Source organism: Hydrogenispora ethanolica (assembly GCF_004340685.1).
Classification (GTDB): Bacteria; Bacillota; UBA4882; order UBA8346; family UBA8346; genus Hydrogenispora; species Hydrogenispora ethanolica.
In genome coordinates this window covers 1-25144 of sequence record NZ_SLUN01000024.1, presented here as the reverse complement: position 1 = coordinate 25144, position 25144 = coordinate 1, and the positions used below count along the sequence as shown (strand labels likewise).

Genomic DNA, 25144 nt, shown 5'->3' with positions numbered 1-25144 from the left:
GAAGAAAATGGAAAATTATCGAGGTTATGATCATGTATGAGGAAAAGACAAAGCAAAAATCGTTGGGGATATTTGCCTTGTTTGGCTTATTGCCGCTGCTTGCCTTCGTTATCGTCGTAATGATTCCGTTTATAAGCGGACTTTTATTATCCTTGACCAATTGGAAGGGTGTTTTGGACGGCATCCAATTTATTGGCCTCGGCAATTATGCCGCCGCCATCAAAGATCCGGGTTTTTGGGCTTCCATGCAACTGACTGTGGTTTACGTTCTCTTTGTAACGATTCTAACCAATGTGCTGGCTTTCTTGCTTGCCTCTCTGGTCACCAGCGGTTTCAAAGGGCAAAACTTGTGCCGCACGGGATATTTTACGCCGAACCTGATCGGTGGGGTGATTTTGGGATTTATCTGGCAGTTCATTTTCACAAGAGTATTTGTATTTATCGGGCAAACCCTGGATATCGGTTTGCTGGCCAAGAACTGGCTTACCGTGCCTCAAACCGCGCTGTGGACTCTAATTCTGGTGAGCGTATGGCAAAACGCCGGGTATATGATGCTGGTCTATGTGGCGGGCTTGATGGGAATCGATAAGAGTTTGCTAGAGGCTTCCCAAATCGATGGGGCGTCTTCTTGGCAGAGGCTGCTGAGAGTGAAGCTTCCCCTGATGGTGCCGGCATTTACCATCACCTTGTTTTTGACGCTGCGCCGTGCCTTTATGGTATATGACGTCAATCTTTCGCTTACCAAAGGAGGACCCTACAACTCAACCCAGCTAATCGCCATGCACGTTTACAACGACGCGTTTGTAAACCAGAATCTCGGCCCCGGCCAGGCCAAAGCGTTTCTATTGTTTGCGATTGTCGCGGCCGTCGCCATGCTGCAGGTCTATATCCTCAAGAACAAGGAGGTGGATTCGCTATGAGCGGCAGAAAACGGACGGTCAATATAGCCTCTCTTTTAAAACTGTCTTTGGCTTTATTCTTTTTGGTCATGATGATCTTTCCTTTTGGGCTGGTGTTGATCAATGCCTTTAAATCGCGCATGGAAATCATCCAAAGTCCGCTGGCTCTTCCTGGCTCGTGGTCTTTTGACAATTTTATTACCGCCTGGAAAACCATGTCGTATCATGTGGTGTTGGGTAATACCCTTTATATCACGGCATTGTCACAAATTGTCCTGATCGTGTTTAGCGCAATGTTTGCTTACCTGTTGGTGCGCTGGAATTGGAAGATCAACAAATTTATCTTTTTCATGCTGGTATGCGCAATGATTATCCCATTCCAGTCCCTGATGATTCCTTTTGTCTCGATCTTCGGGAAACTGGGGATGATGAACAGTAGAACGGCAATGGTCTTTTTCTACCTTGGCTTTGGCATGCCCATGACGACCTTTATGTATCATGGCTTTATGAAGGGGATATCCAAGGAAATGGAAGAGGCGGCCATGATTGATGGCTGTTCCTATTTTTCATGTTTCTGGCGCATGGTATTCCCGAATCTCAAATCGATTACCGTAACCATCTTAATCATTAACATTCTATGGATCTGGAATGATTTCTTACTCCCTTCCCTGGTGCTGATCAAGGAAAATACCCGTACCATTCCGCTCTCCACTTTCTATTTTTTCGGGGAGTATACCGCGGAGTTCGGCTTGGCGATGGCGGCGTTGATTATGAGCGTCCTTCCGGTTATTGTAATTTATTTGTTTTTACAAAAACATATCATTGCCGGTGTAATGGATGGTGCGATTAAATAACAAGGAGGCAGTTCCGAACTTGGGCTCGATTACCAACAAGATCATGCTCATCACCTATCCTGACAGCATGGGTGGTGATTTAGCAAACTTAAAAATTGCTGTACAGCGATATTTCAAAGGAGCGATAGGAGGGATTCACATCCTCCCTTTTTTTCCGTCCAGCGGTGACCGGGGCTTTTCTCCCATTACCTACCGTGAAGTGGAACCCTCTTTCGGAACCTGGCGGGAAATAGAGGAGCTGGCGCAAGATTATTATTTAATGTGTGACATCATGGTCAATCATGTGTCCCGCCGTTGCGCCGAGTTTCAGGATTACTTGGCGAAGAAAGATGCCTCCCCATATGCGGATATGTTTTTGCGATACGATACCTTTTGGGGCGAAGGGCGGCCAACGCCGCAGGACTTGGAATTGCTTTATCGCCGCAAGGACGGAGAACCCTGCCAAGCGGTAACTTTTTCGGACGGTGAAACGCGTAAATTATGGTGTACCTTCACCGAGGAGCAATTGGATATCGATACCACCCAGGCCGTCACCGTGAAATATCTAAAAGAAAATCTAGCATGGCTATCGGAAAAGGGAATTTCGATCGTGAGGTTGGATGCCTATGGTTATATTACCAAACGCCAGGGGACCCATTGTTTTTTTGTAGAGCCCGAGATATGGCAGCTGATTACCGATTTGCGCGACGCGCTGGCTCAAAGAGGCATGCTGGTGCTGCCGGAAGTCCATGATCTCTGGCTGACAACCCTAAAGTTTGCTGAGCGGGGGATTTGGAGCTATGATTTTGTATTGCCGCTGCTAATGCTCCATACCCTCTACACCCATAATGCGCGAAAACTGGCTCAATGGCTTCAAACCTGCCCCCGGAATCAGTTTACCGTTTTGGATACGCATGACGGCATTGGCGTCTATGATGCCTTTGATTGGGTGGATAACCAGCAGGCTCAGGCAGTCATCGAAAAAATCGAAGACCGCCTCTCCTATGCTTATAAGCCGCTGAATCCAGAAAAAAAGCGCTTTTTTAAGTCCTATCAGCTTTATGGCACCTATTATTCCTTGCTTCATGAAAATAGCGACGCCTATCTTCTGGCGAGGGCAATTCAGTTTTTCGCCCCCGGCATACCCCAGGTTTATTATGTCGGCATGCTGGCGGGTGAAAACGATAGGGAGGCGTTGCTGGCCAATCCCGATCACCGCTCCATTAACCGCCATAATTATTCATTGGCCGAGATTGACCAATGTTGTAAAACACCTTTGGTCAGAAAGCTGATCGCCCTGATGCGTTTTCGTAATGAATATCCGGCGTTTGGTGGAGAAATTGCGATTAACTGTCCGGAAACTCATATTTTAGAGATTGCGCGAAAACAGGGTTCATACGAAGCAATTCTGCAGTGCGATTTAAAAACGTATCAGTTTACGATTGATTACCGCAAAGACGGCGAAGCCGATCTGCGGCAGCTGATATTGGAAGAAGATTAAAAACAGAGTATCAAGTTCCTTCCGCCAGAAAATACATAAGCGTGGTAGGTTCTTGCGGAGGGAGCTTGATACTCGGGTAGTAATATTTTATGGAATGTGACCGGGTTGAGAGCGGAAAGAGCTCATTTCGGAAATCACGGCTCTCTTTGGCTGGCTGAAAGAGATCTTCAGTCGCCGGGCGTGCCCTTTTTGTGGATAACGGAATCGTCGAATGGGGTTAATGGTTTTGGCTGTGGATAAGTCGGGGAAGTGCGGCAAAAGAGGATTTTAAACTCATTGCCGCTGCTTTGCTGTTCGCGGGGCGATTCGTATGGGTTGGGAATTCAAAAGGGTTTCCGGGTAAGAACGCCGTACGCTGATTGCGGATGCTCTTCGGCAAGCTGACTTTCAAATCCCTCGAATCCGCCTTCATTTTACGACCAGGTTCGGACGATGAGCGGCGGATTTGTTTTTCATCGCTGACGGCTGCGGCAGAAGTTTCCCGGGCCCTCAGTTCTCTCATGGATATCTCCCTGGGCTTCGGATCGAGTCGGTTCAAAGACTTTATCACAGGGCTTTTAATTAAAATATTCTCAATTACTGCATCTTGAATCCTCGGGCATTCGAGTATAAGATGGGAATGAGTCAAATACCGTTTTAGCGTTGAAAGAGGAAAAATGTTCAACATTTGTCGCTTATTTGAAAGACTCTCCCGGGCCTTTAACAATCAGCGGATTAAATTCAAAATCCTCAGTTTGTATTTGACGATTTTCATTTTGTCGATCGGAACCGTCAGTTGCTTCACTTATCTCTCCACCGAAAAACAGCTCAAAGAGAACGTCTACCACATGACCGAGGATACGGTCCATCAGCTTAGTCGTAACATTTCCGATAAACTTAGTTTCGTCACTGAACAGTTGGTGAAGATCAGATTCGACGATAAGCTGGAACATTTGATCAATTTCAATGTTTCCAAGCTCAGCAGGTTGGAGAGCGCTGAAGCGGTCATCTACTTTAAGCAGATCTTTGATGAAGTCTACGCCGCTGGGGACAATTATCAATTGATTCATTCGATGATCATCTACCTCGATAACGGGATGAGATTTCAGTTTGAAGAGGGCAAATATTTTTTTCTGCGCCAAAAACTGCCTGGCCGGGAAGTGGAGCGATATTGCCGGAACGGCAGGAATTACTGTTGGCGAAATGTGCACCGCGATACCACCTTTTTCGGCAAACCCGGACCCGAGGTGTTGACGATTGCGTCTCCTCTCCGTAAGTTGGGCCGGATCAGGGCCTTGATCATCGTTAACCTGAATGCTGACTACTTCCGGAAGTTACTCGAAGAGACCAATTTGGCCAAGATGGGATCGGTGCTGATGGTGAGCAATGACGGCTTCTTATCCAGCGGGTCGCATGCTTCGTCCGAGCTGGAAAGGTTGATTGCCACCAAAGTGAGGCCCCGCTCCGGTGAGTCGGCCCAGTTCGAGTATAACCTGAGGAGAGTCGACTCTTTCGTGATTTACGACAGTATTCGGGTGAACGGTTGGAAACTGGCAGCGGTGCTGCGTAAGGGCGACCTGATGCGGGATGTGAACCGGACCCAATTCGGGATCATCGTTCTGACCCTCATCATTATCATCGTCACCGCCATAGCGGCCTACTTGATCGCTTACGGGCTGACCAAACCTCTCAATAAGTTGGCCGGTTTGATGGCGATGGTGGAGGCGGGCAACCTCGATATCCGGTTTAATACCCGCTACCATGATGAGATCGGGAAACTGACCCGGCAGTTCAATTCGATGTTGGACAAGATTAAGGCACTGCTGGTAGCGGTGGAACAGGAACAAGCCCAGAAACGGCGGATGGAACTGAAGACCCTGCAGATGCAGATCGATCCCCATTTTTTGTATAACACCCTGGATTCCATCAAATTTTTGGCGGAGCAAAAGAGCGACGACACCAGCGAAATGGTCCGAGCCTTGGGGCATTTTTACCGGTATAGCTTGAGCAAGGGGGACGAGATCACCACCGTGGCCGAGGAGATCGAGCATCTTAAAAGCTATCTGACCATTCAAAAGATCCGTTATTCGACCCGCTTCGATTATCGGATCGAAGTTGAGGAGGCCGCGCTGGACTGCCAAACTATAAAATTTATTTTACAGCCTTTGGTTGAAAACGCTATCTATCATGGAGTAAGGAAGAAGCGGCGCAAAGGGCTCATTGCGATTCAGGGCTATCTGGATGGCGGAAATCTGATCTTCACTGTCTATGACAATGGAGCCGGTCTTACTCCGGAACGGCTGGCGCAGGTCCGGGAGAATCTGCAAAAAAGCATTTTGCCAAAGGAGAGCGGTATCGGCGTTTTCAACGTCCATCAAAGGGTGGCGATGCATTACGGGGAACAGTACGGGCTGAGCATCGACAGCGTCGCAAACGAGTTCACCATCGTTACGGTGAAATGCCCGTGGCTCAAAAATTCGGCGGGGTGATAGGATTGGAACGATTGCTCATCATCGATGACGACGAAGTGATCTGCAATGGGCTACACCAGGGGATCCCTTGGGAGGAGAATGGGATCGCGGTCGTGGGAGTGGCCTATGACGGAGAGATGGCACTGGAATTCATCAAGGAGCGGACGCCCGATATCGTGCTGGTCGATATCAATCTGCCGTTTTTGGACGGCTTGGAGCTTTCCGGGATCATCCGGCGGGACTACCCCGGGATCAAGGTTATTCTGATTACGGCCCATGAAGAGTTCGAGTTTGCCAAAAAAGCTGTGCAACTGCATGTATACGATTATATCACCAAACCGCTGGACAATCAGAAAGTCCTGGAGGCGGTTCGTGGCGCCCGGGAGAATCTGGCCCGGGAACGGGAGGCCCAACGAAAGCTCGGCGAGGGACTACCTTTGATCAAGGAGAAGTATCTCGGGGATCTCTTGAAGCGCAACATCGCCCCGGAGCAAGCGGCGGAGATGGGGAAATCGATGGGACTGGTCGCTGACAGCTACTACGGAGTTTCCATCCTGAACTTTAAAAACTGCCGTCTCCCCGTCGCGGCCCGCCAGGTCTCGGAGATTAGCTCGCTGATTGTCGACGATGAATTGGGGAAACGGGAGATTTTCGCGACCGTTCAAGGATTGTTGGATGCCGGCCACGCCATCCTCGTTCAGCGCGGTGAAGCGGAGCTGGTCATGATCTATCGGGACTTTGCCGCCCCGGAAGCATGCGCGCGATACATGGAGAACCGGACGGAGCTGATACGGAGCCGTCTCGCCACGGTCGAGGAGTACTTTTTCACCATCAGTCTGGGAAGAGTTTATCAAGGGGTCGAGCGGATAGCCAGTTCTTACGAAGAGGCCAAGCTGGCGGCGGCCTATGGTTGGCGCTTTGAAAACCGCAGCATTTTACGGTTTGGCGAAATCGATACCTCGCGGCCCGCAATGAATCTCAATTTCGATGAAGAACAGCTGGCAATCATCAATGGGTTGAAAATGGGCCAAGCCGACGAGGTGTTCTTAAAAAGCGAGCAACTGTTCTCGCTTCTGAAAAACACCAAGGGTTTAGACTTTTCCCATGTGCGGATGATCGCCGTGGAACTGGTCGTACTGGCATGTAAAGCCGGGATCGGAAATGGGGGGGACCAAAGCAAGCTGGCGTCGCTGTCAAATGATATCATTCCCCAGGTGATCGGGATGGATAACATCGCCGAGGTCGCCAAGTGGGTACGGGGCAAGTTGGCCGAAGTGATGAGCATCTCAGCTCAGAACAGAATGAGCGATGCGGAGAAAATGATCAAACGGGCGGTGGTTTATATCGACGAAAACTTCGCCAACTCCCAATTGACCCTGGATGAAGTCGCCAAATTCGTTCATTTGAGCCCGGCCTATTTTTCAATGCTGTTTCGGCAGATTCAGCGGGTGAATTTCAGCGATTACCTGGAGACGCTCCGGATTCAAAAAGCGGCCGAACTGTTTGCCCATTCCCAATTGCGAATTTACGAAGTCGCGGAGCGGGTAGGGTACAATTCTCCGCAATATTTCAGCATCTGTTTTAAAAAAATCACCGGCTGCACCCCCAGTGAATTCAAGACCAAACAATGAACCGTTCGGAATGGCTGAAACCTATACAGGGTGAAATTAAACTTCTTTTATATATCGTAATGCTTCGGATTGAAAAGGCGACCAGCGCAACAGCTGGCGTCTTTTTTGTGCTTTTTTTCATGACGTAAAACTTTAAACAATGGCCATAAGAATTTAAATTCCTTCCTCAAGCAGGTTCGGTTATAATTACATCGATGTTAAACCAATTGTTACATCGGCGTTTTCTAATTGTAACCTTAAAAGGAGGTGAATCACGATGAGCAAAGATCATTCCTGGACGAACCGCGCCTTTTTCAAAAATCAAATGGTGCCATATTTGTTATTGTTGCCGGCTTTCCTGTTTATTACAGTGTTCATGTTTTATCCCGTGGTCAATACCTTCCTGTTGAGCTTGAGAAATTATGTATTGACTCAGAAAGCGGGATGGGGTTTTGCCGGGCTCGACAATTACCAAAAACTGTTGCTTCAGGATCCGCTGTTTTGGACATCATTATGGAACTCGATCATTTGGACGGTTTCCAACGTTTTTCTTCAATCGGTCCTCGGATTGTACCTGGCTTTACTCCTCAACCGGCAGTTTAAAGGACGGGGCGTGTTCCGGGCGCTGGCATTCTCCCCATGGGCCGTCGCCGGAATTTTGGTGGCAATGATGTGGAGTTTCATGTATAGCGAGAACTTTGGGGTTCTCAATGATCTGCTCTTGAAGTCGGGATTGATTGATACCCGGATTTCCTGGTTTTCAAGCATGGGCAAAGCGATGGGGGCAATGGTGTTCGCCACCACCTGGCGGGGAATCCCGTTTTTCGCGGTCAGTATTTTGGCCAGCCTGCAGACGATCCCGGGAGAGGTTTACGAGTCCTGCGATGTGGACGGCGCCTCTGCCTGGCACAAATTCATTCATGTAACCTTGCCGATGCTGAAGGACACCTTGATTTTGACCACGCTACTGAGAACCGTCTGGACTTTAAATATTGTCGATATCATCTATAGCATGACCAAGGGCGGCCCCAATTTCTCAACCCTTACGCTGCCGGTTTATGTCATAATGACCTTCGTTAACTCTTTGGATCTGGGGTACGCGTCAACGATATCGGTGGTAATGGCGCTGTTATTATTGGTATTCTCAGTGCTGTATCTCGCCCTCAGCAAGTTTGGAAAGGAGGATCTGTATTGAGGCAAAGTAAGCTGAAACGGTTCTTTACATTGCATTTACCTTTGGCCCTTTTCGTCATTTACCTTTTGTTTCCGTTCTACTGGAGCCTATGCACTTCTTTGAAGAGAGAAGAGACGATTCTGCAAATGCCTATCCGTTATCTGCCCATCCCTTTTACCTTGGATAATTATATAAATATGTGGAGGGATGTGGGGTTTTCCCATTATTTCACCAATAGTTTGATTGTTTCGTTCTCAACTACGGTTTTATTGGTGCTCATCTCGCTGCTGGGCGGTTATGCGTTTTCGCGATACAAATTTGCGGGGAAAGGGGGTGTCCTCTTAATTTTTCTCTTCACCCAAATGCTGCCCGGGGTGATGCTGATCATCCCGCTGTTTGAGATCTTTAAAAACCTGGGGATAATCAACCGGCTTTCCTGCTTGACATTTACGTATACAACGATTCAGATTGCATTTTGCACCATTATGATGAGCGGTTTTTTTTCCAATATCCCCAAACAAATGGAGGAGGCCGCCCAGATCGACGGCTGTTCGCTGCTTGGGGCGATTTTTAGGGTGATCGTGCCCACGATAGCGCCGGGAATTGTGGCCACCGGAGCCTTCGCTTTTATCGGGGCGTGGAACGACTTTGTATACGCTTTGGCGTTCATGAGCGACACCAAGTTGTTTACCCTGCCCTTGGGACTGAGCATGATGCAAGGGGAGTTTACCGTGAATTATGGCGGACTGACCGCCGGCAATATCATTGCTTTGATCCCGGTGATGATCCTTTTCGCTTATATTCAGAAATATCTGGTAACAGGTCTCTCGGCCGGCGCGGTGAAAGGTTAACTAATAGTGCTGGCTTGACGGATAAATAGAGCAAATGAAGGGTGGTAAGGAAGTTGAAAAAGTTATTCAGTGTCGTGATGATCGGTGTTTTAATCCTTGGCGTGATGGTTTCGTGCTGCAGCGGAGAACTCAAGAAGACGAAGATTGTGTATTGGCATTGGGATGGAAACCCGACTTCGATGCCGATCTATCAGGAACTGGTCAAACGTTTTATGAAGCAGAATCCCAATATTGAAGTGGAATTCGTGGGACTTCCCGCCGAATCCTACATGCAAAAGTACAACACGGCCATCGCCACTAATAGCGTGCCGGATGCCGCGGGAATACGGGACGTCGATCTATCCGTCCTTTATAGTCAGGACGCATTGGAGCCGCTGAACTCGCGGTTCGGTTCCTGGAAAGAAAAAGGGAGCATCAGCAAGAGTGTCCTGGACGGCGCCAAGATCTTGGTCCCCAATAAGAAACTGTATGTCCTGCCGTTCTTTGTGACTGTGGATACCGCTTGGTATAATAAAAAACTTTTCGACCAAAACGGGATCACCCCGCCAAAGACCTTCGATCAGTTCATCAAATTATGTGAAAAGTATGCCGATCCCAAGGATGGCAAGTATTTTTTCTCCCTGCGGGGCGGCGCGGGATCGCTTGAAAACCTATGGGATTTTATCTTTAGTTATGCCGGAACCAATCAAGTGTTTGACTCCAAGGGTAACTGCAAGATTAACGGGCCCCTCTTCGTCAAGGCGTTCGACATGTACGCCAGCATTTATTGGAATGGTTGGACATCCCGGGACAGCATCACCAACTCCTTTAAGGAAATGGTCGCCGAGTTCGGCACCGGAACCAGCATGTATGTCTATCATAACTCCTCATCGCTCCCCGAACATAAAAAGAATTTAGGGGAGGGCAATTTCATGAATGCGCCCCAATTGGTGGGACCGTCCGGAATCCGCGTCACCAAGGCGCCCTCTTTCTGCGGGCCGGTAGTGTTTAAAGCCTCGAAGAACAAAGACGCGGCTTGGAAATTGGTAACCTATCTCGCATCAGCGGAAGGCGCGTCCTATCTTTGTGAAAAAGAAGGCCGGGTGCCGGTGAACGATGGCGTTTACAACGACGCTTGGTATAAAAACGATCCGTACCTGCAGACGTACAAAGAAGTATTAAAAAGCGCCAATACCAAAAACCTGGTGCACCCGCAGTGGCTCCCGCAATGGTCCGAGTTTCGTTCCAAAGTACAGGAGCCAGATCTGCAAGCGGTGCTATTAAAGAAGAAGACCGCCAAGGAAGTCCTGGATAACTGGGCCAAACTGCTGACCCAGTATCAAAAAGAGTTTTTGAAAGCGATGAAAAAGTGATCCCCGGTTTTTAAATACGGCAGGAGAAGCATCCTGGATCAAGGTCCTTCTCCTGCGCCTTTTTTACGGCAAAAAATACCTGATTATCAAGTTGGCTCAGTAGACGAAGGGATAAATCGACTCACCCCCTATATAGGATGAAATAAATTTCTGAACTAAGATTTGCATTCCTAAGGCCGAATGCAAATGGAATAAAAACGGAATTTAATTCATCCTATTACAGCGGTAATAGTTGAATTAAATTCCTTAATTTATCCATCATGGAAGGCTTACGGGACATGATGCATAACATATATTTAATTCAACTTATAAGCCATTAAGCCATGTGATAAAGTCCTCAAATTCGGAAATCATCCTTTCAATGGCCTAAAAAACGACTTTATCACTTGCTTTTCTGAGCTTTTGTGTTCACCCTGGCCTTCGGACAGGGTTTATCACAACGCTTTTATATAGCGGATATTTATTTCATCCTCAGTGACGAATTGGGAGGGAAGCAATGTGGACATGTCGAATCAACAACTCCGATTTAGTAAAGCGGTAGTCAGCACTTTCGCGCCGATTGCCTTACCGAGGCCTTTCTTTGACTCCACCGGCGGACCGTTTGATTGCGTGCCGATGGAGGGATGGGTGCAGCTGTTTGACGAGGATGGCCTGTGCGGGCAGGCGCCATGCTCCCCGCAGTTTCAGGAAGTCATCCTGCCGTTGATTATGACCGGCGCAAAGAAGACCTACGACGAATGGTATCATCAGGTCTACTGGAAGCTCCGCAATCGCGGCTTTTCCAGCGAGGCCATTGTCGACTTTGGTAAATTCGATCTGGCGCTCAACGATATCCTGGCCAAACGGGCCGGGTTGCCGCTGCACCGGTTCTGGGGAGCGGAACGGGATTGGGTGCATGTCTACGGCAGCGCCGGGGGTACCGGGCTGACCGACGCCGAGCTCGAGAGCGAAATCACCAGTCTTGTGCAAGAGGGTTATTCGGTTATTAAGATGAAGATTGCCACCAACTTCGGGACGGAGGTGGAAAGGGACGTCCGGCGGATCGCCATGGTTCGCAAGTTGGTGGGAGAAAAAATACAGATCGCCATTGACGCCAACCAGTGCTGGGATGCCCAAACCGCCTGCCGGTTCGCCGAAAGAGTGGCTGAGTATGACATCGCTTGGTTTGAGGAACCGGTTCACGCCTGGAACTTTGGCGAACTCGGCAAATTGACTAAGATTTGCCCGATCCCGGTTTCGATGGGGGAATCGATGCGGACCCAGTATATGTTCGAGGAATACGCCAAATTGGGAGTCTCCCATCTTCAGCCGGTTCCCTCCAGCATGGGCGGAATCCGGGAGTGGTTCCGGATCCGAGATATCGCCAAAGAATATGGCTTGCGTTTCTCTTCGGGAGGACTGTCGCAGATCACGGGCGCTTACATCGCCACCGCCTCGGAGGATGCCATGGTCGAATATTTGACTCCCATCATGAAAAGCTTTGTGGCGCTGATGAAGCTGGCGCCGGAGGCCAGGGACGGAAAGTTTTATCTGCCCTCCGAGCCGGGCCTGCCGGTGGACCCGGACTGGAATTTGCTTGAGAGAGAGGGGCTGCTTCGCAAAAAGGAGTATTTTTATTCAAAATAAGCCCCGGGAACCCCCCAGGGCGTCATTGAGGTGAAAAGCTTTGAATCATTCAAACGAACAACCGGAAAAGGTTTGTTCCTGTGGCCGAATTCATCCGCTCCCCATCAAGGAGATCGTCGTGGAACGGGGAGCGCTTCAGCAGCTGTCGGGCTGCAGGGAACGGTTGGGGTTCGGCAAAAAGGCCTTGTTAATCGCCGACCGGAACACGATGGATCTGGCGGGCCGCGAAGCCGAGCGAATCTTGCGGGAAGACGGCTGTGAGGTGCGGGTGTGCCTGTTCGACACCGATCAGAAGATCATTCCCAACGAACAGTCCTTGATCAAAGTGTTGACCGAGTTCGATGCTGCGACCGACTTCATGGTGGCGGCAGGTTCGGGGACGCTCAACGACCTGGCCCGGTACATCAGTTCCAAGGTCGGGCGGGGTTATATCTCGCTGCTGACGGCGCCGTCGATGGACGGGTATACCTCGGTGGTCGCTCCGCTGGTCATCAACGGTTTTAAAAAGCCTTGGCCCGCCACCTATCCGACCGCGGTATACGCGGACCCGGCCATCCTGCGGAACGCGCCGCTGGCCATGATCGCCGCCGGATTCGGCGATCTGATCGGCAAGGTCATCGGCCGGGCCGACTGGGTGCTCTCAAAGATTATCAACGGCGAGTATTACTGCCAGCAAGCGGTGGACCTCGTGCAAAAGACGGTGGACGAGTGCATCGCGGGGGCCGGCCGGTTTATCACCCGGGACGAAGCGGCGATCGCCTCCCTGACGCGCGGCTTGATCGACGCCGGCATTGCCATGTTATGGGTGGGCAACTCCCGGCCGGCCTCGGGTTCCGAGCATTTATTGGCCCAGTTCTGGGAGATGAAGTCTATCATGCGCGGCGAATTCAAGCACTTCCACGGGGACGAGGTCGCCGTGGGCACCGTGCTCATGAGCAAGTTATACGCGAAGCTGTTTACTCTGGATCTGTCCCGGGTTGATCTCGAGCGGGCGGCGGATCGCTTATCCAACCGCGGCCGTTGGGAAGCGATGGTCAAAGACGTCTACGGCCCGCTGGCCGGGGAAGTTTTCAAGGAGAATGAGCCGCGCTCCTTCGCCCGCCAAGACGTTCTGGCCGGAATCGAACGGGCCGTCAACACCGCCGAAGAGTGGCGCTCGGCGATTCAAGCCTTCATGCTCAGCCCGGAATACCTGACCGAAATGCTCCGGAAAGTCGGGGCTCCCTATCGTCCCGAGGATCTCGACCTGGATAAGGCCCGCACCCGCGAGGGAGTCCTGGCCAGTCAAGCCAGCCGGATGCGGTACACCATTTTGGAGACCGCCGATCAGCTTGGATGCCTGGAGGAACTGGCCGATGAGATCTGTTAATCCGTAGTAAAACTGGAAAGACGGGAGGATTGCTTTGTTGCAAGGAATATTTACACCGATGATCACTATTTTTGATCAGCACGGGAGACTGGATTTTCCGGGAAATGAAAGAGTCGTGAACCGGCTGATTGAGAACGGCGTGGATGGAATCCTCTTTCTGGGGAGCATCGGGGAGTTTTTCAATCTGACCCTGGCGGAGAAGCGGGAGTTTATCGACTTCGCGGTCAGGACGGTCCGGAAACGGGTGGCGGTGCTGATTGGAACCGGCGGGACCGTCGTCGACGAAGTCGTCGAATTGACCCGATATTCCCAACGGGCCGGCGCCGATTTCGCGGTAGCCATCTCCCCCTATTATTTCAAATTGGATGAGGAGAGCATTTACCGCTACTACGCAGAGATCGCCCGGTCGGCCGATCTGCCCTTGCTGCTTTATAATTTCCCGGACCGGACGGCGGTGGATCTGAGTCCCCGGCTCGTCCTGAAACTGGCTCATGAGTTTCCGAATATTGTGGGCATCAAGGATACCGTCGACAACATCAGCCATACCCGGAAACTGATCCGGACGGTCAAGGGGGAACGGCCGGACTTCGCGGTCTTCTCCGGATTCGACGAATATTTGATCCCCAATCTGATCGCCGGCGGCAACGGGCTGATCGGCGGCCTCTCCAATTTGGCTCCGCAGTTATTTGTCCAGATCTATACGGCCTATCGCGACAACGATCTGAAAACCGTGGCGCTGTTGCAGGAGCGGATCAATGGTCTGATGGAGCTTTATGACGTATCGCAGCCTTTTGTAACCGCCATGAAGGCAGCGGTCGCTTTTCTCATCGAGGGGATTTCGCCCTTGGCCGGAAAACCGGCGGGACCGTTAAACGATGCGCAGATGGAACGGTTGCGGAGTATTCTGGGAAAAGCCGGATTGATCGGGGATACAGCTTAATTTGCTATCCATAATATGTTGCAACCTGAATTCATTTTTCAAGAGATAGGCACATGCGGGTATATCGTTATAGCGGCATCCATCCGATGTTGCGGTTATACATTTATCCGACTTCGAGCATAGCGAGGAGAATTTCAGTGCGATCCGAACTTGAACCGACTACCGCCGAGTGGCGGCAACGCTTCGAAACGATCAATACCTTTATGCTAGATCTGGACGGCACCGTCTATCTTGGGGACCAACTGTTCCCGTGGTCGCTGCCGTTTCTGAGGAAGATTACCGCTCAGGGCAAACAGTATATTTTCGTGACCAACAACTCCTCTCAAAGCGCCCGCTACTACGTGGAGAAACTCACCCGGATGGGCATTCCGGTCCGCAGCGATCAGATCTTCACCTCCGGGGAAGCGACCCGGTACTATCTGGATAAATATTCCTTCGCGCGGCGGATCTATCTGTTGGGAACTCCCGCGCTGGAGGAGGAGTTCCGGGAGGCGGGTTTTACATTGACCGATGACCGGCCCGCCGCGGTGGTGCTGGGCTTCGATTTGACCCTTACCTATGAAAAACTGCGGCGGGCCTGCGGCCTGATTCGGCAGGGAGTCCCGTTTATCGCGACTCATCCCGATTTCAACTGTCCCACTCCGCAAGGGCCCATTCCCGACTGCGGCGCGATGACCGCCTTGATCACTGCGGCTACCGCCGTCGCGCCCAAGGTGATCGGAAAACCCCATCAGGAAATGGTGGAGGCGTTATGCGCCAAGTTCGACATCGAGCCGGCGAACGTGGCCATGGTGGGCGACCGGCTCTACACCGACATCGCCATGGGCCGGCAGGCCGGAATCATGGCGATCCTGGTGCTCAGCGGCGAGACGCAACGAGAGGATCTCGACGGTTCTCCGTTTCAACCCGACCGCATCGCCGAGGATCTGGGGGAGATCGCCGAGTGGCTTTGAAACCGCAGCGGAGGAGTAGACGGCGGGTTTCGGTTGATCCAAGAAAGAGTCCGTTCGGACCCTTTCTTGGATCCCACTAAATGTACAATGGATTCAAATTTCGCTTGAATGGTTTTTAACTTTTACGCTGAGCGGTTCAGCGGTGATTTGACAGGATTGGTCATAAATTCCGACCTGGACTGAGGGACCTTCCAAAGCCCTGAATATCGCTTCGTCGTGGTTTACTTTGACTTCGATCAAGGCTCCACGATAAAAGATCTTAAATCCGTATGACTTCCACGACGCGGGGATCGTTGGATTCAAAGTCAAAACGGCGCCGTCGGTGCGTAGCCCTCCGAAGCCCGAGACCACCCCGGCCCAGACCCCGGCGGCCGATGAAGAATGAATGCCCTGTTCGGTGTTGCGGTTATAATTATCCAGATCCAGGCGGGCCGCGTAGGCCAAGAAATGATAAGACTCTTCCAGTTTCCCGAGTTCGGCTGCCAAAATGGCGTGCAGCGAAGGCGACAGTGACGATTCGTGGCTGGTCCGCGCTTCATAAAACTCGTAATTGGCCTTCTTTTCCGCCATCGTAAAATCCCGGCTGAAGAAATAGGGCAAGTTCAGGAAGTCCGGCTGTTTAATCATGTTGAACCGGAATATTTTAATATACGCCCAGTGTTTATAGATGGGGATTTGCGATACGGGAATGTTCTTGACATCCAGATGGGGCAGATCAAAATACCCGTCGTGCTGTTCATAAATTCCGGTCGCTTCATCTTTCAAGATTCTCATTTTCTCCGCCATCCGTCGCCATTCGGCCGGCTCTTCCGGACGCAACTCCGCTTTGGCTAGCGCCAGCTCATATAGCTCGGGAGCTTCCCGTCGCATTTCCTCGAGGACCTCCAACGTGTAGTTAAACATCTTTTTGCCGAGGTAGTTGGTGTAACAATTATGATTGACCATCATATGGAACTCATCCGGACCCATTACCCCGTAGAAGCCGAAATCGCCGTTTTTGGGGCTCCAGCCGCCCCAGCTCGCCATGCAGCGGCACATTTGCAATAACATCTCAATTCCTTCATTGTAAAGGAATTCTTTGTCCCCGCAGACCTTGTCGTAATGCCAGATCGCATAATAAATCGCTTCGTTCTGGTGGATTTCCAATTCAACGTGCTGCCAGGTTCCCATCTCTTCGACCCCGGTCAAAGTGGCGAACGGATAACGCGCTCCCTCCAGATCGACCCGTTTCGCGTTCTCCAAGGCTTTGGGAAGGTAATGATAACGGTACATCAAAAGCTTTCGCGCGATTTCCGGGTTTAAGAACATGTACAGCCTGTGGCAATAGATTTCGGTATCCCAGAAATTTACTCCGTTGTATACCTCGCCCCCGAGCTTGCAAAGGACGTTCCGCCGCTCGCTTTCGCCATGGTAATTGATGTATAGCGCATATAAAGAATACCGTACCCCTTGCTGCAACTCGGGATCGCCCTCGATTTCAACATCCATCCGCCGCCAGAAATCGGCCCAGTGTCGGCTGTGTTCCTCGAGGGTCGCGTCATAAGTCGCCTCGCCGTATTTTTGAGCCCGATTAAGACCGGCGCTCCAGACTTGCTCGACATCATTTGCCTGTTCCCAATGATTCACCGCGATTTTGTCAAATGACGCGACTTGATTTTCAGTCAGTTGAAGGGAAAACTCGGCTCCGATGAATTTTTCCCGCTCCACCGTTTCGGGTGTGATTACTTGATCGGAGACCAACCGAAAGCTGGAAAAGAGTTTGATTCCGCTACGCCGGGTCCGCGCCTGAATCGCCCAAATATCCTTTGTTTTTTGTCGCCGTTCGCAGGTCCAAAAGTTCAAGTCATGATTCTGCTCACTGCGGGAACCGGTCCCCTGAGTTTGGTCCCAACCGGCGGCCAGTTCATAGAGGGTATCAAAGTCCAAACCCGAACAGATTTTGATCTCGCCGCAAAAATTCAGCGGTTCCAAAATAATCCGTTGACATCCCATGGCGGTATGGACGATATTGGTAAACCGCAAAAAGGTAATCCGGAGCCTTTTTTGGGTGGCGGTCGTCCAAATAAACTCCCGTTTGAGCGTGGCGTTTTTCAGATCGAGCGTCCGCCGGAAATCCGAAAACTTCACCTTGCCCAAGTCCAGTTCTTCGCCATCCAAGCTGATCCGGGTGTATAACCAATCCACCGTATTGATCATGGTGGCGCCCTCGGTAATAAAACCCTTGAATACTTGCGGGTACTTAATATCCGTCATGTCGTATAACTGGCTGAAATAACTGCCCAGAAGGTGATCGCCGGAATAACCTTCCTCGAAATACCCCCGGACGCACATGAACTCATTGGCCACGGAAAAGATCGATTCCGCCAGGCGTTGTTTGGCCGGAGCAAACCCTTTTTCAACTACTGTCCAGGGATCGACCGTGAAATATTTTTCCGATGTTTTGAATAAATGCATGGTTTATGACCTCCTTGTGAAAATCCGTAATCTGTCGATCTTCCCGGCGCTTATGCGGAATGTTCCAAAATCATGCGTTCGATCACATCTTGAAGCGTCCCCTGAAAAGGACCCGGGGTTTCCATCTTGATGGAGACCAATGCGGCGGCAAATTTGAGCGATTCCGCAACATCATGTTCCATCCGCCACGACAGATAGGCGGCAAAGGTGGTGTCGCCCCGGCCGGTCCGCCCGGCCACGCTGCGGTTGGAAAATTTCTCATAATACGTCCGGCCGCCGGCCCGGGCCAGTACCCCCCCGGCATGGGTAATCACGATTTCCGGGCAACCCCATGCTTCGATCCCCAGGGCTGCCTGCTCCAGATCATCGGTTCCGGTCAAAACTTTGGCCTCGACGATGTCCAACTTCACTTTGCTCAGCTGTTGGATGATCGCTTGCTTCTGCCGGACATCCATAAAGGCGATTTCGCGAGTATGGGGATCCACTTGCCGGACGAAACTTTGCATGTCCGCGGATAGGTTATAGCCTTTAGCTTTTAGACCTAGAATTAAGTCCATATCGAACTCTTGGTCGGAAATTCCCGCCAAATGCAGATGCTTGGTTTGTAAAGACGGAATTTCTTCCAGCCGAAATAACCCGGCGCTTTGTTTCAAGATCAGGCGCCGTTCGTCGACATTGGCCGTTGGATGGATGACCACGGAAAAAGTGGTCTCGTGAGCCGGAATGACGAATGTTTGAATTCCTTGATCCTGCATGGGTGCGAGGATTGTTTCATCCTTTTGGGCCATTTTGGTGATGACCGCGACTTTTTTTCCGAGCTGCGCCGCCACCATCGCGCCGCATAACACCGCGCTGCCTGGCGCGATTTTGGTTTCACCCTGATAAGGCGTTATTTCATCAAAGCACATATGTCCGAGAAAGGTGATATCGTAAGTATTCATGTTCATTCTCCGTCTCAAATCAAAATATTGGCACATCATTCCGGGGCTTTAATTATTTTCAATGGGAAAATACAAGGTATATTGTTCATCTTCCACTTCGTAAAGGGGAATGAATTGAATCGCTTCGCCTTGGCCCACCGCCCGATAGCGCGGTCCCCGGTCGCCGCGGTGGATCCGTTTATATTCAAAGCTTGGAATCAGAAACGTTTCCGGTTTGTTCCGATCGCCCTTTAGGATTTTTTCATTTGGACACAACCCGGCTAAAACCACGGGACCATTCATAAAAGCCGCCAGCTCCGGCCTGTCGGGCAATGAAGAAAACTCAAGCGCTTTCGGAAATACGAGGTGAATTTGATCCTCGCGCCAGACGCGATGAAGCGCGCAGATGCTTGAAGGATTTATTGAAGTGGGCTCCTTGACCCCGTTGATTTCGATCAGTGCTTCACCCTTTATCCAGCCGGGAATTCTAATTTTTAAGGTGAATTCCACGGGGGTGTCGCAAACAATTATTAGATCCCAAACTTCCCGGTCGGATCGAAAGTAATCCCTTTCGCAGGGAAGAGAATCTTGAATATTCCGGAAGTTATGACCCGCCGAGTCCCGATCATCCAATACCAGCTTTATCGGCACATCGTTTCGCCGCCAATGGGCTTCCGCCGGTATGAATTGGGCTAAAACCAAGTCTTGCCGATCTTCATACCAGACATGGCTGCCGTGGTCCGAATGGGCCTGAACCAATGTTCCATGACAGCACCAGAAGTTTTGAGTCGGAGTGCCCCATTTTTTGACGGATCCGGCTTCCATCGGCAAATAATAACAGACCATTCCGGTTTTCGGATTTTGTTGCGCCAGGATTCCATTATAAAGGTTGCGTTCCCAATACTCGGCGTAAGTGGTATCACCGGTCCAGCGCCATAGAAAATCGGCCAGCCGCATCATATTGAATACGGTGCAATGCTCTTGATTGTCGTTGCTGAGACGCGCCGCCAATTGTCGCGGCGGAGTCCAGCACTCTTCGCAGGTTTGCCCGCCGGTGCAATAATAACCCCGTTCGCTGACAGCCAGGCGCCAATAGGCGTCAACTACTTCCCACCAGTAGGATTCTCCGGTGACCTCCCAGGCCCGGGCCGCACCCAGTATTTCCGGAATCGTCGTATTGGCGTGCTTATTGGTCAACACATCCTCACCGGCAATCAAACGGTGGAACAACCGGGGCCGGTCATACCGCACCATTAAATCAAGGTATTCCTGCTTTCGGGTAATATGGTATAAATCGGCCCAAACTTCAAGCATTCCGCCAGTTTCATTGTCAAGGATATCGTCCCATTGCTCGCGGCGAAACTGTTCCACCCAGCGCTGAAACCAGCGGCTCCATTGGATAACCACCTCCAGCGCCTGTTCATTTCCGGTCAGGGTATAAGCGGCGAGCAGTCCCATCAATGTTTTGTGCAGAACGTACTGTGGAGCCCAGACTTTCTTCCCTTGAATCAGCCAATCCAGATATTTTTCAGGAATCGAGCCCGCCCATTCGCCGCCGTTCTCCCTTTGGCATCTGGCGATCTCGCCCACGATCCAATCCGCTTTCCCTTTTAACTCGTCATCATGGGTCATTGCATAATAATTGGCGGCGGCTGAAAGCCAATGTCCCAGGAAATGTCCTCTGATTTCGCAGGTTGGAGATTCCCATCCCCAATGACAGTCCGAGGGGTAATGATCCGGTCCCCAAAGTCCCGCCGTAAGATAATGGTTTTGCAGCAGATTCTTACTGGAAAGGCTGAGCATGTACTGCCGGTTTAGTGCCGATCTCTGCTTCCATATACTTTCGCGCAAACGGATCGAACCGTATGGCAGTCTTTGATATCGCGATTCCATGGATGTCGATTTCTCCCCCGGTGCTGTTTAATACGCGCATAGAACCGTAACCGTTTTGGATTGGGAATGCCGATTAGGTCAGTCAGGGCTTGAATATTAAATCCCTAAAAAATCACCCTTTAATGGCTCCGGCAAACGAACCGGTGGCAATGTATTTTTGAAAGAATACAAACACCATCATCGGAATGATTGAGGCAATCATAATGACCGCACTCTGAACCGTGGCCGGAATGCCATATTGCCCCTGAATCATCGCAATACCCAAAGTAACCGTTCTCATTTCCATTTTTTGAAGCAATAATAAGGAAAAGGGGAGTTCGTTCCACATGGATTGAAAGGCGATAATAATAATGATTCCCAGCATTGGATAGGCTATCGGCAAGGCGATGCGAGTTAGGATCTTCCAGGTGCCAGCCCCGTCAATCCGGGCCGATTCGATGATTTCGTAAGGCAAGGAGGAGAAGAATGTCGCCATGATGTACGTCCCGAACGGTGCAAAATAGGCGGTCCAAACCAGGATTAATCCTAAATAACTATTCGTCAGATGCAATTTGGAACATAGTTGGAAAAGTTGCATCGACAAAAGCATCTGGGGGAAGATCATTAAAAAAAGGACCAGCAAAAAGAGGGACAACCGAAACGGAAAACGCAGCCGGCCGAAGGCAAATCCCGCCGTAATGCAGACGAACAGATAAAAAAGCAACGCCGTTGGGATCAGAATTAAATTATTCCGAAAATAATATAGTAAATTGCCTTGGTCAATCGCCACCCTATAGTTATCCCATACCCAATGGGTCGATGGCAGGAAACCGTTATTGATATATTCATTCAACTGCTTAAAACTAGTGATAAAAACGTGAAACAACGGATATATCGATGATATCGTAAAAAATACCAGTACGGTGTATATGATTAATTTTACGCTTTTATTCATTTTCAGGCCGCCTCATTAGTCGAATTTGAATAATGGCAATAATTGCGCAGATGAAGAAGAGGACTGTCGCCCAGGCGCTGGCGTAACCCATTTTCCCATTAATAAAACCCACGCCGTAAAGTCCGTATTCCAAAGTGTAGGTGCTGTATCCCGGCCCGCCCTTACTAAAGGCATAGATGAACGAAAAGGCGCGGGCGACATTTTCAATAACCGACATGACAATCCAAAATTCGATATTAAACCGGATCGAAGGCAGCGTAATCCGCCAGAAGATGGTCCACCAACCGGCCCCGTCGATCCGGGCCGATTCATACAGCTGCTCGTCAATCCCGCCCATCGCCGCCAAAAAATAAATGGTTCCGAACCCGATTCTCATCCAAACGCCATAGATAAGACCTAATGACAATAATGCCAAGAAAGGCTGGGACATCCAATCCAGAGCCAGCGAATGCAGGCCGACCAACCGCAATAAGCTGTTAAACGGCCCGTCCGATCGCAAACAAAGATTGAAGATCATCCCCAAGATCACGTAACCCAAGACATTCGGCAGATAAATGATCGCCCGAAAAAATTTCCATCCTTTCAGCCCGCCCCGTAACAACGCGGCCAACGTTAAAGGAACAAAAGCGCCTAACGGGATGAACAGAAACAGAAATAAGGTGTTATTAAGCGACTGCCAAAATTTATCATCTTGGAACATTGAGCTGAAGTTATCGAAGCCAATCCAGTTGACCGCCCCGAAACCCTTCCAGTCGGTAAAACAGTAATAAAAATTGGAGATTACCGGGAAGAGAATGAAGACCAGGACGAGAACGAGTAACGGCGCGATTAACAGATAGGCGTCACGGGCTTCATAGGACTGAAGGCTGTTTTTTTTCAAAGAAATCGAACTCCTCACCGAAGGTATGTGCGAATAAAAGTTGGTTTGGCGCCGCTTTCATTCCTTGATGGGAATGAAAGCGGCCAAAAACGGACTTAAAGAAAAGGGACGCGATGATGCTTATCTATGTTGCGCGGCAACTTTTTCAACCTGCTCAACGAATTTATCAGGATTGATTTCTCCGGTTATCAATAACCTTTGAGTAACGGCGATAAGATCGTCTTCAAAAGAACCCACAAACCAGGTTTGATAGTCCTCAGAAATATTCTTTTTAAGATAACTGCTGATGTCTTTTAAGACTGGGTATCCTAAGGCTTCCGCATCCAAAGTGGTATTCGGAGATAAAGCGCCGGTACCTGCGACAAAGGTCTGAGCGCCTTCGCCCCGGGCATAAAATTCGGCGTATTTCTCAGCTAAATCCTTGTTTTTTGACCAAGTCATGACCCCAAAGCCAATGCCAACGGGCTGGAACGATTGCATATCTTTGGACTTGGCTTCGGTAAAGTTGATTGAAGGGAAATATCCGACATTATTCTTACCAAGGGCATCGCTGAACTGCTTCCAGTTGGCGACATCCGAGAGCAAACCGCAGAAGATAGCGCCCTTACCGGCAGCATAATTGTTGATGGCATCCATAAAATAGGGGGTTGACGCCCCATTCGGATCGAAATACCCTTTTTGCTTTAATTCCACCATCATTTGAGCTGCTTTTTTGAAAGCGGCATTTTTTTCAAAGCCTAATTTGCCGGTCTGTAATCCGGAAACATTCTTACCGAAAATATTCGCGGCAAAAGTACGAAACATGAAATTAGCGGTATAGTCCCTCGTCCCACCGGTAATTGGAACGATACCGGCGGCTTTTAGCTTTTCACAGGCCGCCAAGAAGGAGTTCCAATCTTTCGGAGGCTTATTGGGATCAAGACCGGCTTTTTTAAAGTAGGCTTTATTGTAATAGAACCCGAAGCCCTGAGAGGTCATGGGAATGAGTTTAATGCCGTTCTTGAAATTGCGGTTGGTGGACGCCACTTTCCAGCTGTCTTCGGGAATCTCTTTCCGCCAGGGTTTGATATACTTATCGAGTTTTACTTGGAATTGATCCAATTCGTACGTGTCGCCCCGGGCGCCATGAAACATCGCCACATCAGGACCGTCGTTGGCTTGAGCCGCCGCGCGCAACAATTGGTAATATTGGTCGTTCGGTTGTCCGACATGGCTGATTTTGACGTTGGGGTATTTTTTCATGAAGAGCTCGTCAATCTTAACCATGACCGGATGCATTCCCGGGTCGTTATACTTAAAATCCCAAACCGTCAAGGTTACTTGACTGGCTGCGTTCGCCACCGCGAAGCCGCAAACCAAAACGGCAATGAGACTCAGCAGCAATAACCCGGATACCATTTTCTTAGTCCGCATTCAACACCCTCCTCAGATTTTTTACATGGAATAAACAAACTGAAGGCCTACTCCAATTGACTCTGAAGTTTCCCGATCACCCCTTCCTTGCCGAGAAGATTTTATTGGTTCTGCAACGAAAAGAGAAGGACAACGCGCCTCTGGGTAGGATCAAATAAATTTCTCGAATTAGAATTTGCTTTCCAAATGCAACGGCGTTTTACGTCTGTGCACGGTAAAGCCGATTACAAATGAATCAAAGCGGAATTTATTTCATCCTATCCCAGAAGGTAATAAGTTGAATCATTTATCCATCATGGAAGGCTTACGGGACATGATGTTTACTCTGATATAGAAGTTTAATCCAACTTATATAGATTTATTATACCGGGATTCCTCCGGGTCCTGCTGCTGATAATTGTCATGATTTTGTAATATGATTTTAATAAACTCATGACTGTTGTCATGGGTTACTCAAGAAAGCGCTGGTAACAAGATATGCCGTACTGAAAGAAAAAGGCTGTCCGATTTTTGCTGCGGATAGCCTCTCAGTTCAGGAAATTTCAAATTACCCTAACATTCCCTTCGCCAGACAATATAATATTCTGACTATATATGTTGCAATAAGTTTTTGTACATCCAAAATCATTGCAACATATTTCCTTGATTCATAAGTTGAAATAAATACCGTAATTTTCCCTTTTCCAGCCATGCTTCACGGATGGAAAAGCTTACTCAAATATTTATTTCAACTTATATATCAAGTTAGCTTCGCAAGAAAATACGAAGGCATGATAGGGGTTTGGACCTAACCCTCGCCCTTCCCTAGAGAAGTTGTTCAGGGAAAGCCGATTCGACGGGAAGGGTAACCATGGCCGCTGATCTCTAAATGTTTTAATGCGAAAGCATCGGTTTCTGCTTGAAAAAAGTCATAAGGCGCTGAAGGCTCCCAGCTCTTAGAATTCGAAGCCTAAGGTTACCCTTCCCCTTGAAACACCTTTTTTTATAGGCTGCTCCGGGGAAGGGCGAGGGTCAATGTCGTCAAGCTACGCTGGGAAAAATTACAAACTTTTTTTCTGATTCATGGGATAACGGTCCCGATTCGTTTTTTTA

At 49.7% G+C, this 25144-nt stretch carries 19 protein-coding genes; 12 read left to right on the top strand and 7 right to left on the bottom strand.

The features are described from left to right. Positions 1-32: 32 nt before the first annotated feature. From EDC14_RS17565 to gtfA, 3 genes are read left to right on the top strand one after another with little or no spacing between them, the layout of a single operon-like run. The gene (locus tag EDC14_RS17565; protein ID WP_132015619.1) at positions 33-920 is read left to right on the top strand and encodes a carbohydrate ABC transporter permease; all 888 of its coding nucleotides are present in this window, start codon (positions 33-35) and stop codon (positions 918-920) included. Next, the gene (locus EDC14_RS17560) at positions 917-1753 is read left to right on the top strand and encodes a carbohydrate ABC transporter permease (protein WP_132015618.1); all 837 of its coding nucleotides are present in this window, start codon (positions 917-919) and stop codon (positions 1751-1753) included. Before EDC14_RS17565 ends, EDC14_RS17560 begins: the two co-directional genes overlap by 4 nt. Before the next feature lie 19 nt (positions 1754-1772). Beyond that, entirely contained in the window at positions 1773-3233 is a 1461-nt protein-coding gene (gtfA, locus tag EDC14_RS17555) for a sucrose phosphorylase (RefSeq protein ID WP_243662995.1), read from the top strand. A 217-nt stretch (positions 3234-3450) separates the two neighbouring features. On the opposite strand, the gene EDC14_RS17550 is transcribed toward gtfA, so the two are convergent. After that, positions 3451-3735 (bottom strand): hypothetical protein, encoded by a 285-nt coding sequence (locus EDC14_RS17550; protein WP_132015616.1) that lies wholly within the window; start codon positions 3733-3735, stop codon positions 3451-3453. Between the two features lie 154 nt (positions 3736-3889). Here EDC14_RS17550 and EDC14_RS17545 point away from each other — a divergent pair, with 154 nt between their 5' ends. The 9 genes from EDC14_RS17545 (at position 3890) to EDC14_RS17505 (ending at position 15558) form a co-directional block, all read left to right on the top strand. Continuing rightward, positions 3890-5701: a sensor histidine kinase gene (locus EDC14_RS17545; protein WP_132015615.1), complete on the top strand. Its 1812-nt coding sequence runs from the start codon at positions 3890-3892 to the stop codon at positions 5699-5701. Further along, positions 5677-7314 (top strand): response regulator, encoded by a 1638-nt coding sequence (locus tag EDC14_RS17540; RefSeq protein WP_165908102.1) that lies wholly within the window; start codon positions 5677-5679, stop codon positions 7312-7314. Before EDC14_RS17545 ends, EDC14_RS17540 begins: the two co-directional genes overlap by 25 nt. Positions 7315-7570: 256 nt before the next feature. Beyond that, on the top strand, positions 7571-8488 hold the full coding sequence (locus EDC14_RS17535) for a carbohydrate ABC transporter permease (protein WP_132015613.1): 918 nt from the start codon (positions 7571-7573) through the stop codon (positions 8486-8488). Continuing rightward, complete coding sequence (locus tag EDC14_RS17530) at positions 8485-9318, top strand: carbohydrate ABC transporter permease (RefSeq protein WP_132015612.1); 834 nt, start codon at positions 8485-8487, stop codon at positions 9316-9318. The genes EDC14_RS17535 and EDC14_RS17530 overlap by 4 nt, the downstream gene beginning before the upstream one ends. Before the next feature lie 53 nt (positions 9319-9371). Next, positions 9372-10670 carry an ABC transporter substrate-binding protein gene (locus EDC14_RS17525; RefSeq protein WP_132015611.1) on the top strand — a complete coding sequence of 433 codons (1299 nt, stop codon included), beginning with the start codon at positions 9372-9374 and terminating at the stop codon, positions 10668-10670. Between the two features lie 504 nt (positions 10671-11174). Further along, positions 11175-12296 carry a mandelate racemase/muconate lactonizing enzyme family protein gene (locus EDC14_RS17520; protein WP_132015610.1) on the top strand — a complete coding sequence of 374 codons (1122 nt, stop codon included), beginning with the start codon at positions 11175-11177 and terminating at the stop codon, positions 12294-12296. 40 nt (positions 12297-12336) lie between these two features. Further along, a complete protein-coding gene (locus tag EDC14_RS17515) occupies positions 12337-13665 on the top strand; it encodes a sn-glycerol-1-phosphate dehydrogenase (RefSeq protein WP_132015609.1) in 1329 nt (442 codons plus the stop codon). A gap of 34 nt (positions 13666-13699) precedes the next feature. Then, positions 13700-14605 carry a dihydrodipicolinate synthase family protein gene (locus EDC14_RS17510; RefSeq protein WP_132015608.1) on the top strand — a complete coding sequence of 302 codons (906 nt, stop codon included), beginning with the start codon at positions 13700-13702 and terminating at the stop codon, positions 14603-14605. A 137-nt stretch (positions 14606-14742) separates the two neighbouring features. Then, on the top strand, positions 14743-15558 hold the full coding sequence (locus tag EDC14_RS17505) for an HAD-IIA family hydrolase (protein WP_243662993.1): 816 nt from the start codon (positions 14743-14745) through the stop codon (positions 15556-15558). A 93-nt stretch (positions 15559-15651) separates the two neighbouring features. On the opposite strand, the gene EDC14_RS17500 is transcribed toward EDC14_RS17505, so the two are convergent. The 6 genes from EDC14_RS17500 to EDC14_RS17475 form a co-directional block, all read right to left on the bottom strand. Then, entirely contained in the window at positions 15652-18012 is a 2361-nt protein-coding gene (locus tag EDC14_RS17500) for a glycoside hydrolase family 65 protein (RefSeq protein WP_132015607.1), read from the bottom strand. A gap of 50 nt (positions 18013-18062) precedes the next feature. Continuing rightward, positions 18063-18953, bottom strand: coding sequence for a PfkB family carbohydrate kinase (locus tag EDC14_RS17495; RefSeq protein ID WP_165908101.1), 891 nt, complete (start codon positions 18951-18953; stop codon positions 18063-18065). Between the two features lie 48 nt (positions 18954-19001). Further along, on the bottom strand, positions 19002-20825 hold the full coding sequence (locus EDC14_RS17490) for a beta-L-arabinofuranosidase domain-containing protein (protein WP_132015605.1): 1824 nt from the start codon (positions 20823-20825) through the stop codon (positions 19002-19004). Positions 20826-20937: 112 nt separating this feature from the next. After that, the gene (locus EDC14_RS17485; RefSeq protein ID WP_243662992.1) at positions 20938-21594 is read right to left on the bottom strand and encodes a carbohydrate ABC transporter permease; all 657 of its coding nucleotides are present in this window, start codon (positions 21592-21594) and stop codon (positions 20938-20940) included. 157 nt (positions 21595-21751) lie between these two features. Continuing rightward, positions 21752-22639 carry a carbohydrate ABC transporter permease gene (locus EDC14_RS17480; protein ID WP_132015603.1) on the bottom strand — a complete coding sequence of 296 codons (888 nt, stop codon included), beginning with the start codon at positions 22637-22639 and terminating at the stop codon, positions 21752-21754. Between the two features lie 120 nt (positions 22640-22759). Next, the gene (locus tag EDC14_RS17475; RefSeq protein ID WP_132015602.1) at positions 22760-24052 is read right to left on the bottom strand and encodes an ABC transporter substrate-binding protein; all 1293 of its coding nucleotides are present in this window, start codon (positions 24050-24052) and stop codon (positions 22760-22762) included. Positions 24053-25144: the final 1092 nt, after the last annotated feature.

Bases quoted from the DNA above. Each gene is read 5' to 3' on its own strand.
- EDC14_RS17565 (WP_132015619.1), top strand. From the start codon at position 33: ATGTATGAGGAAAAGACAAAGCAAAAATCGTTGGGGATATTTGCCTTG.
- EDC14_RS17560 (WP_132015618.1), top strand. From the start codon at position 917: ATGAGCGGCAGAAAACGGACGGTCAATATAGCCTCTCTTTTAAAACTG.
- EDC14_RS17550 (WP_132015616.1), bottom strand. From the start codon at position 3,735: ATGAGAGAACTGAGGGCCCGGGAAACTTCTGCCGCAGCCGTCAGCGAT.
- EDC14_RS17545 (WP_132015615.1), top strand. From the start codon at position 3,890: ATGTTCAACATTTGTCGCTTATTTGAAAGACTCTCCCGGGCCTTTAAC.
- EDC14_RS17535 (WP_132015613.1), top strand. From the start codon at position 7,571: ATGAGCAAAGATCATTCCTGGACGAACCGCGCCTTTTTCAAAAATCAA.
- EDC14_RS17520 (WP_132015610.1), top strand. From the start codon at position 11,175: ATGTCGAATCAACAACTCCGATTTAGTAAAGCGGTAGTCAGCACTTTC.
- EDC14_RS17500 (WP_132015607.1), bottom strand. From the start codon at position 18,012: ATGCATTTATTCAAAACATCGGAAAAATATTTCACGGTCGATCCCTGG.
- EDC14_RS17495 (WP_165908101.1), bottom strand. From the start codon at position 18,953: ATGAATACTTACGATATCACCTTTCTCGGACATATGTGCTTTGATGAA.
- EDC14_RS17490 (WP_132015605.1), bottom strand. From the start codon at position 20,825: ATGGAATCGCGATATCAAAGACTGCCATACGGTTCGATCCGTTTGCGC.
- EDC14_RS17475 (WP_132015602.1), bottom strand. From the start codon at position 24,052: ATGCGGACTAAGAAAATGGTATCCGGGTTATTGCTGCTGAGTCTCATT.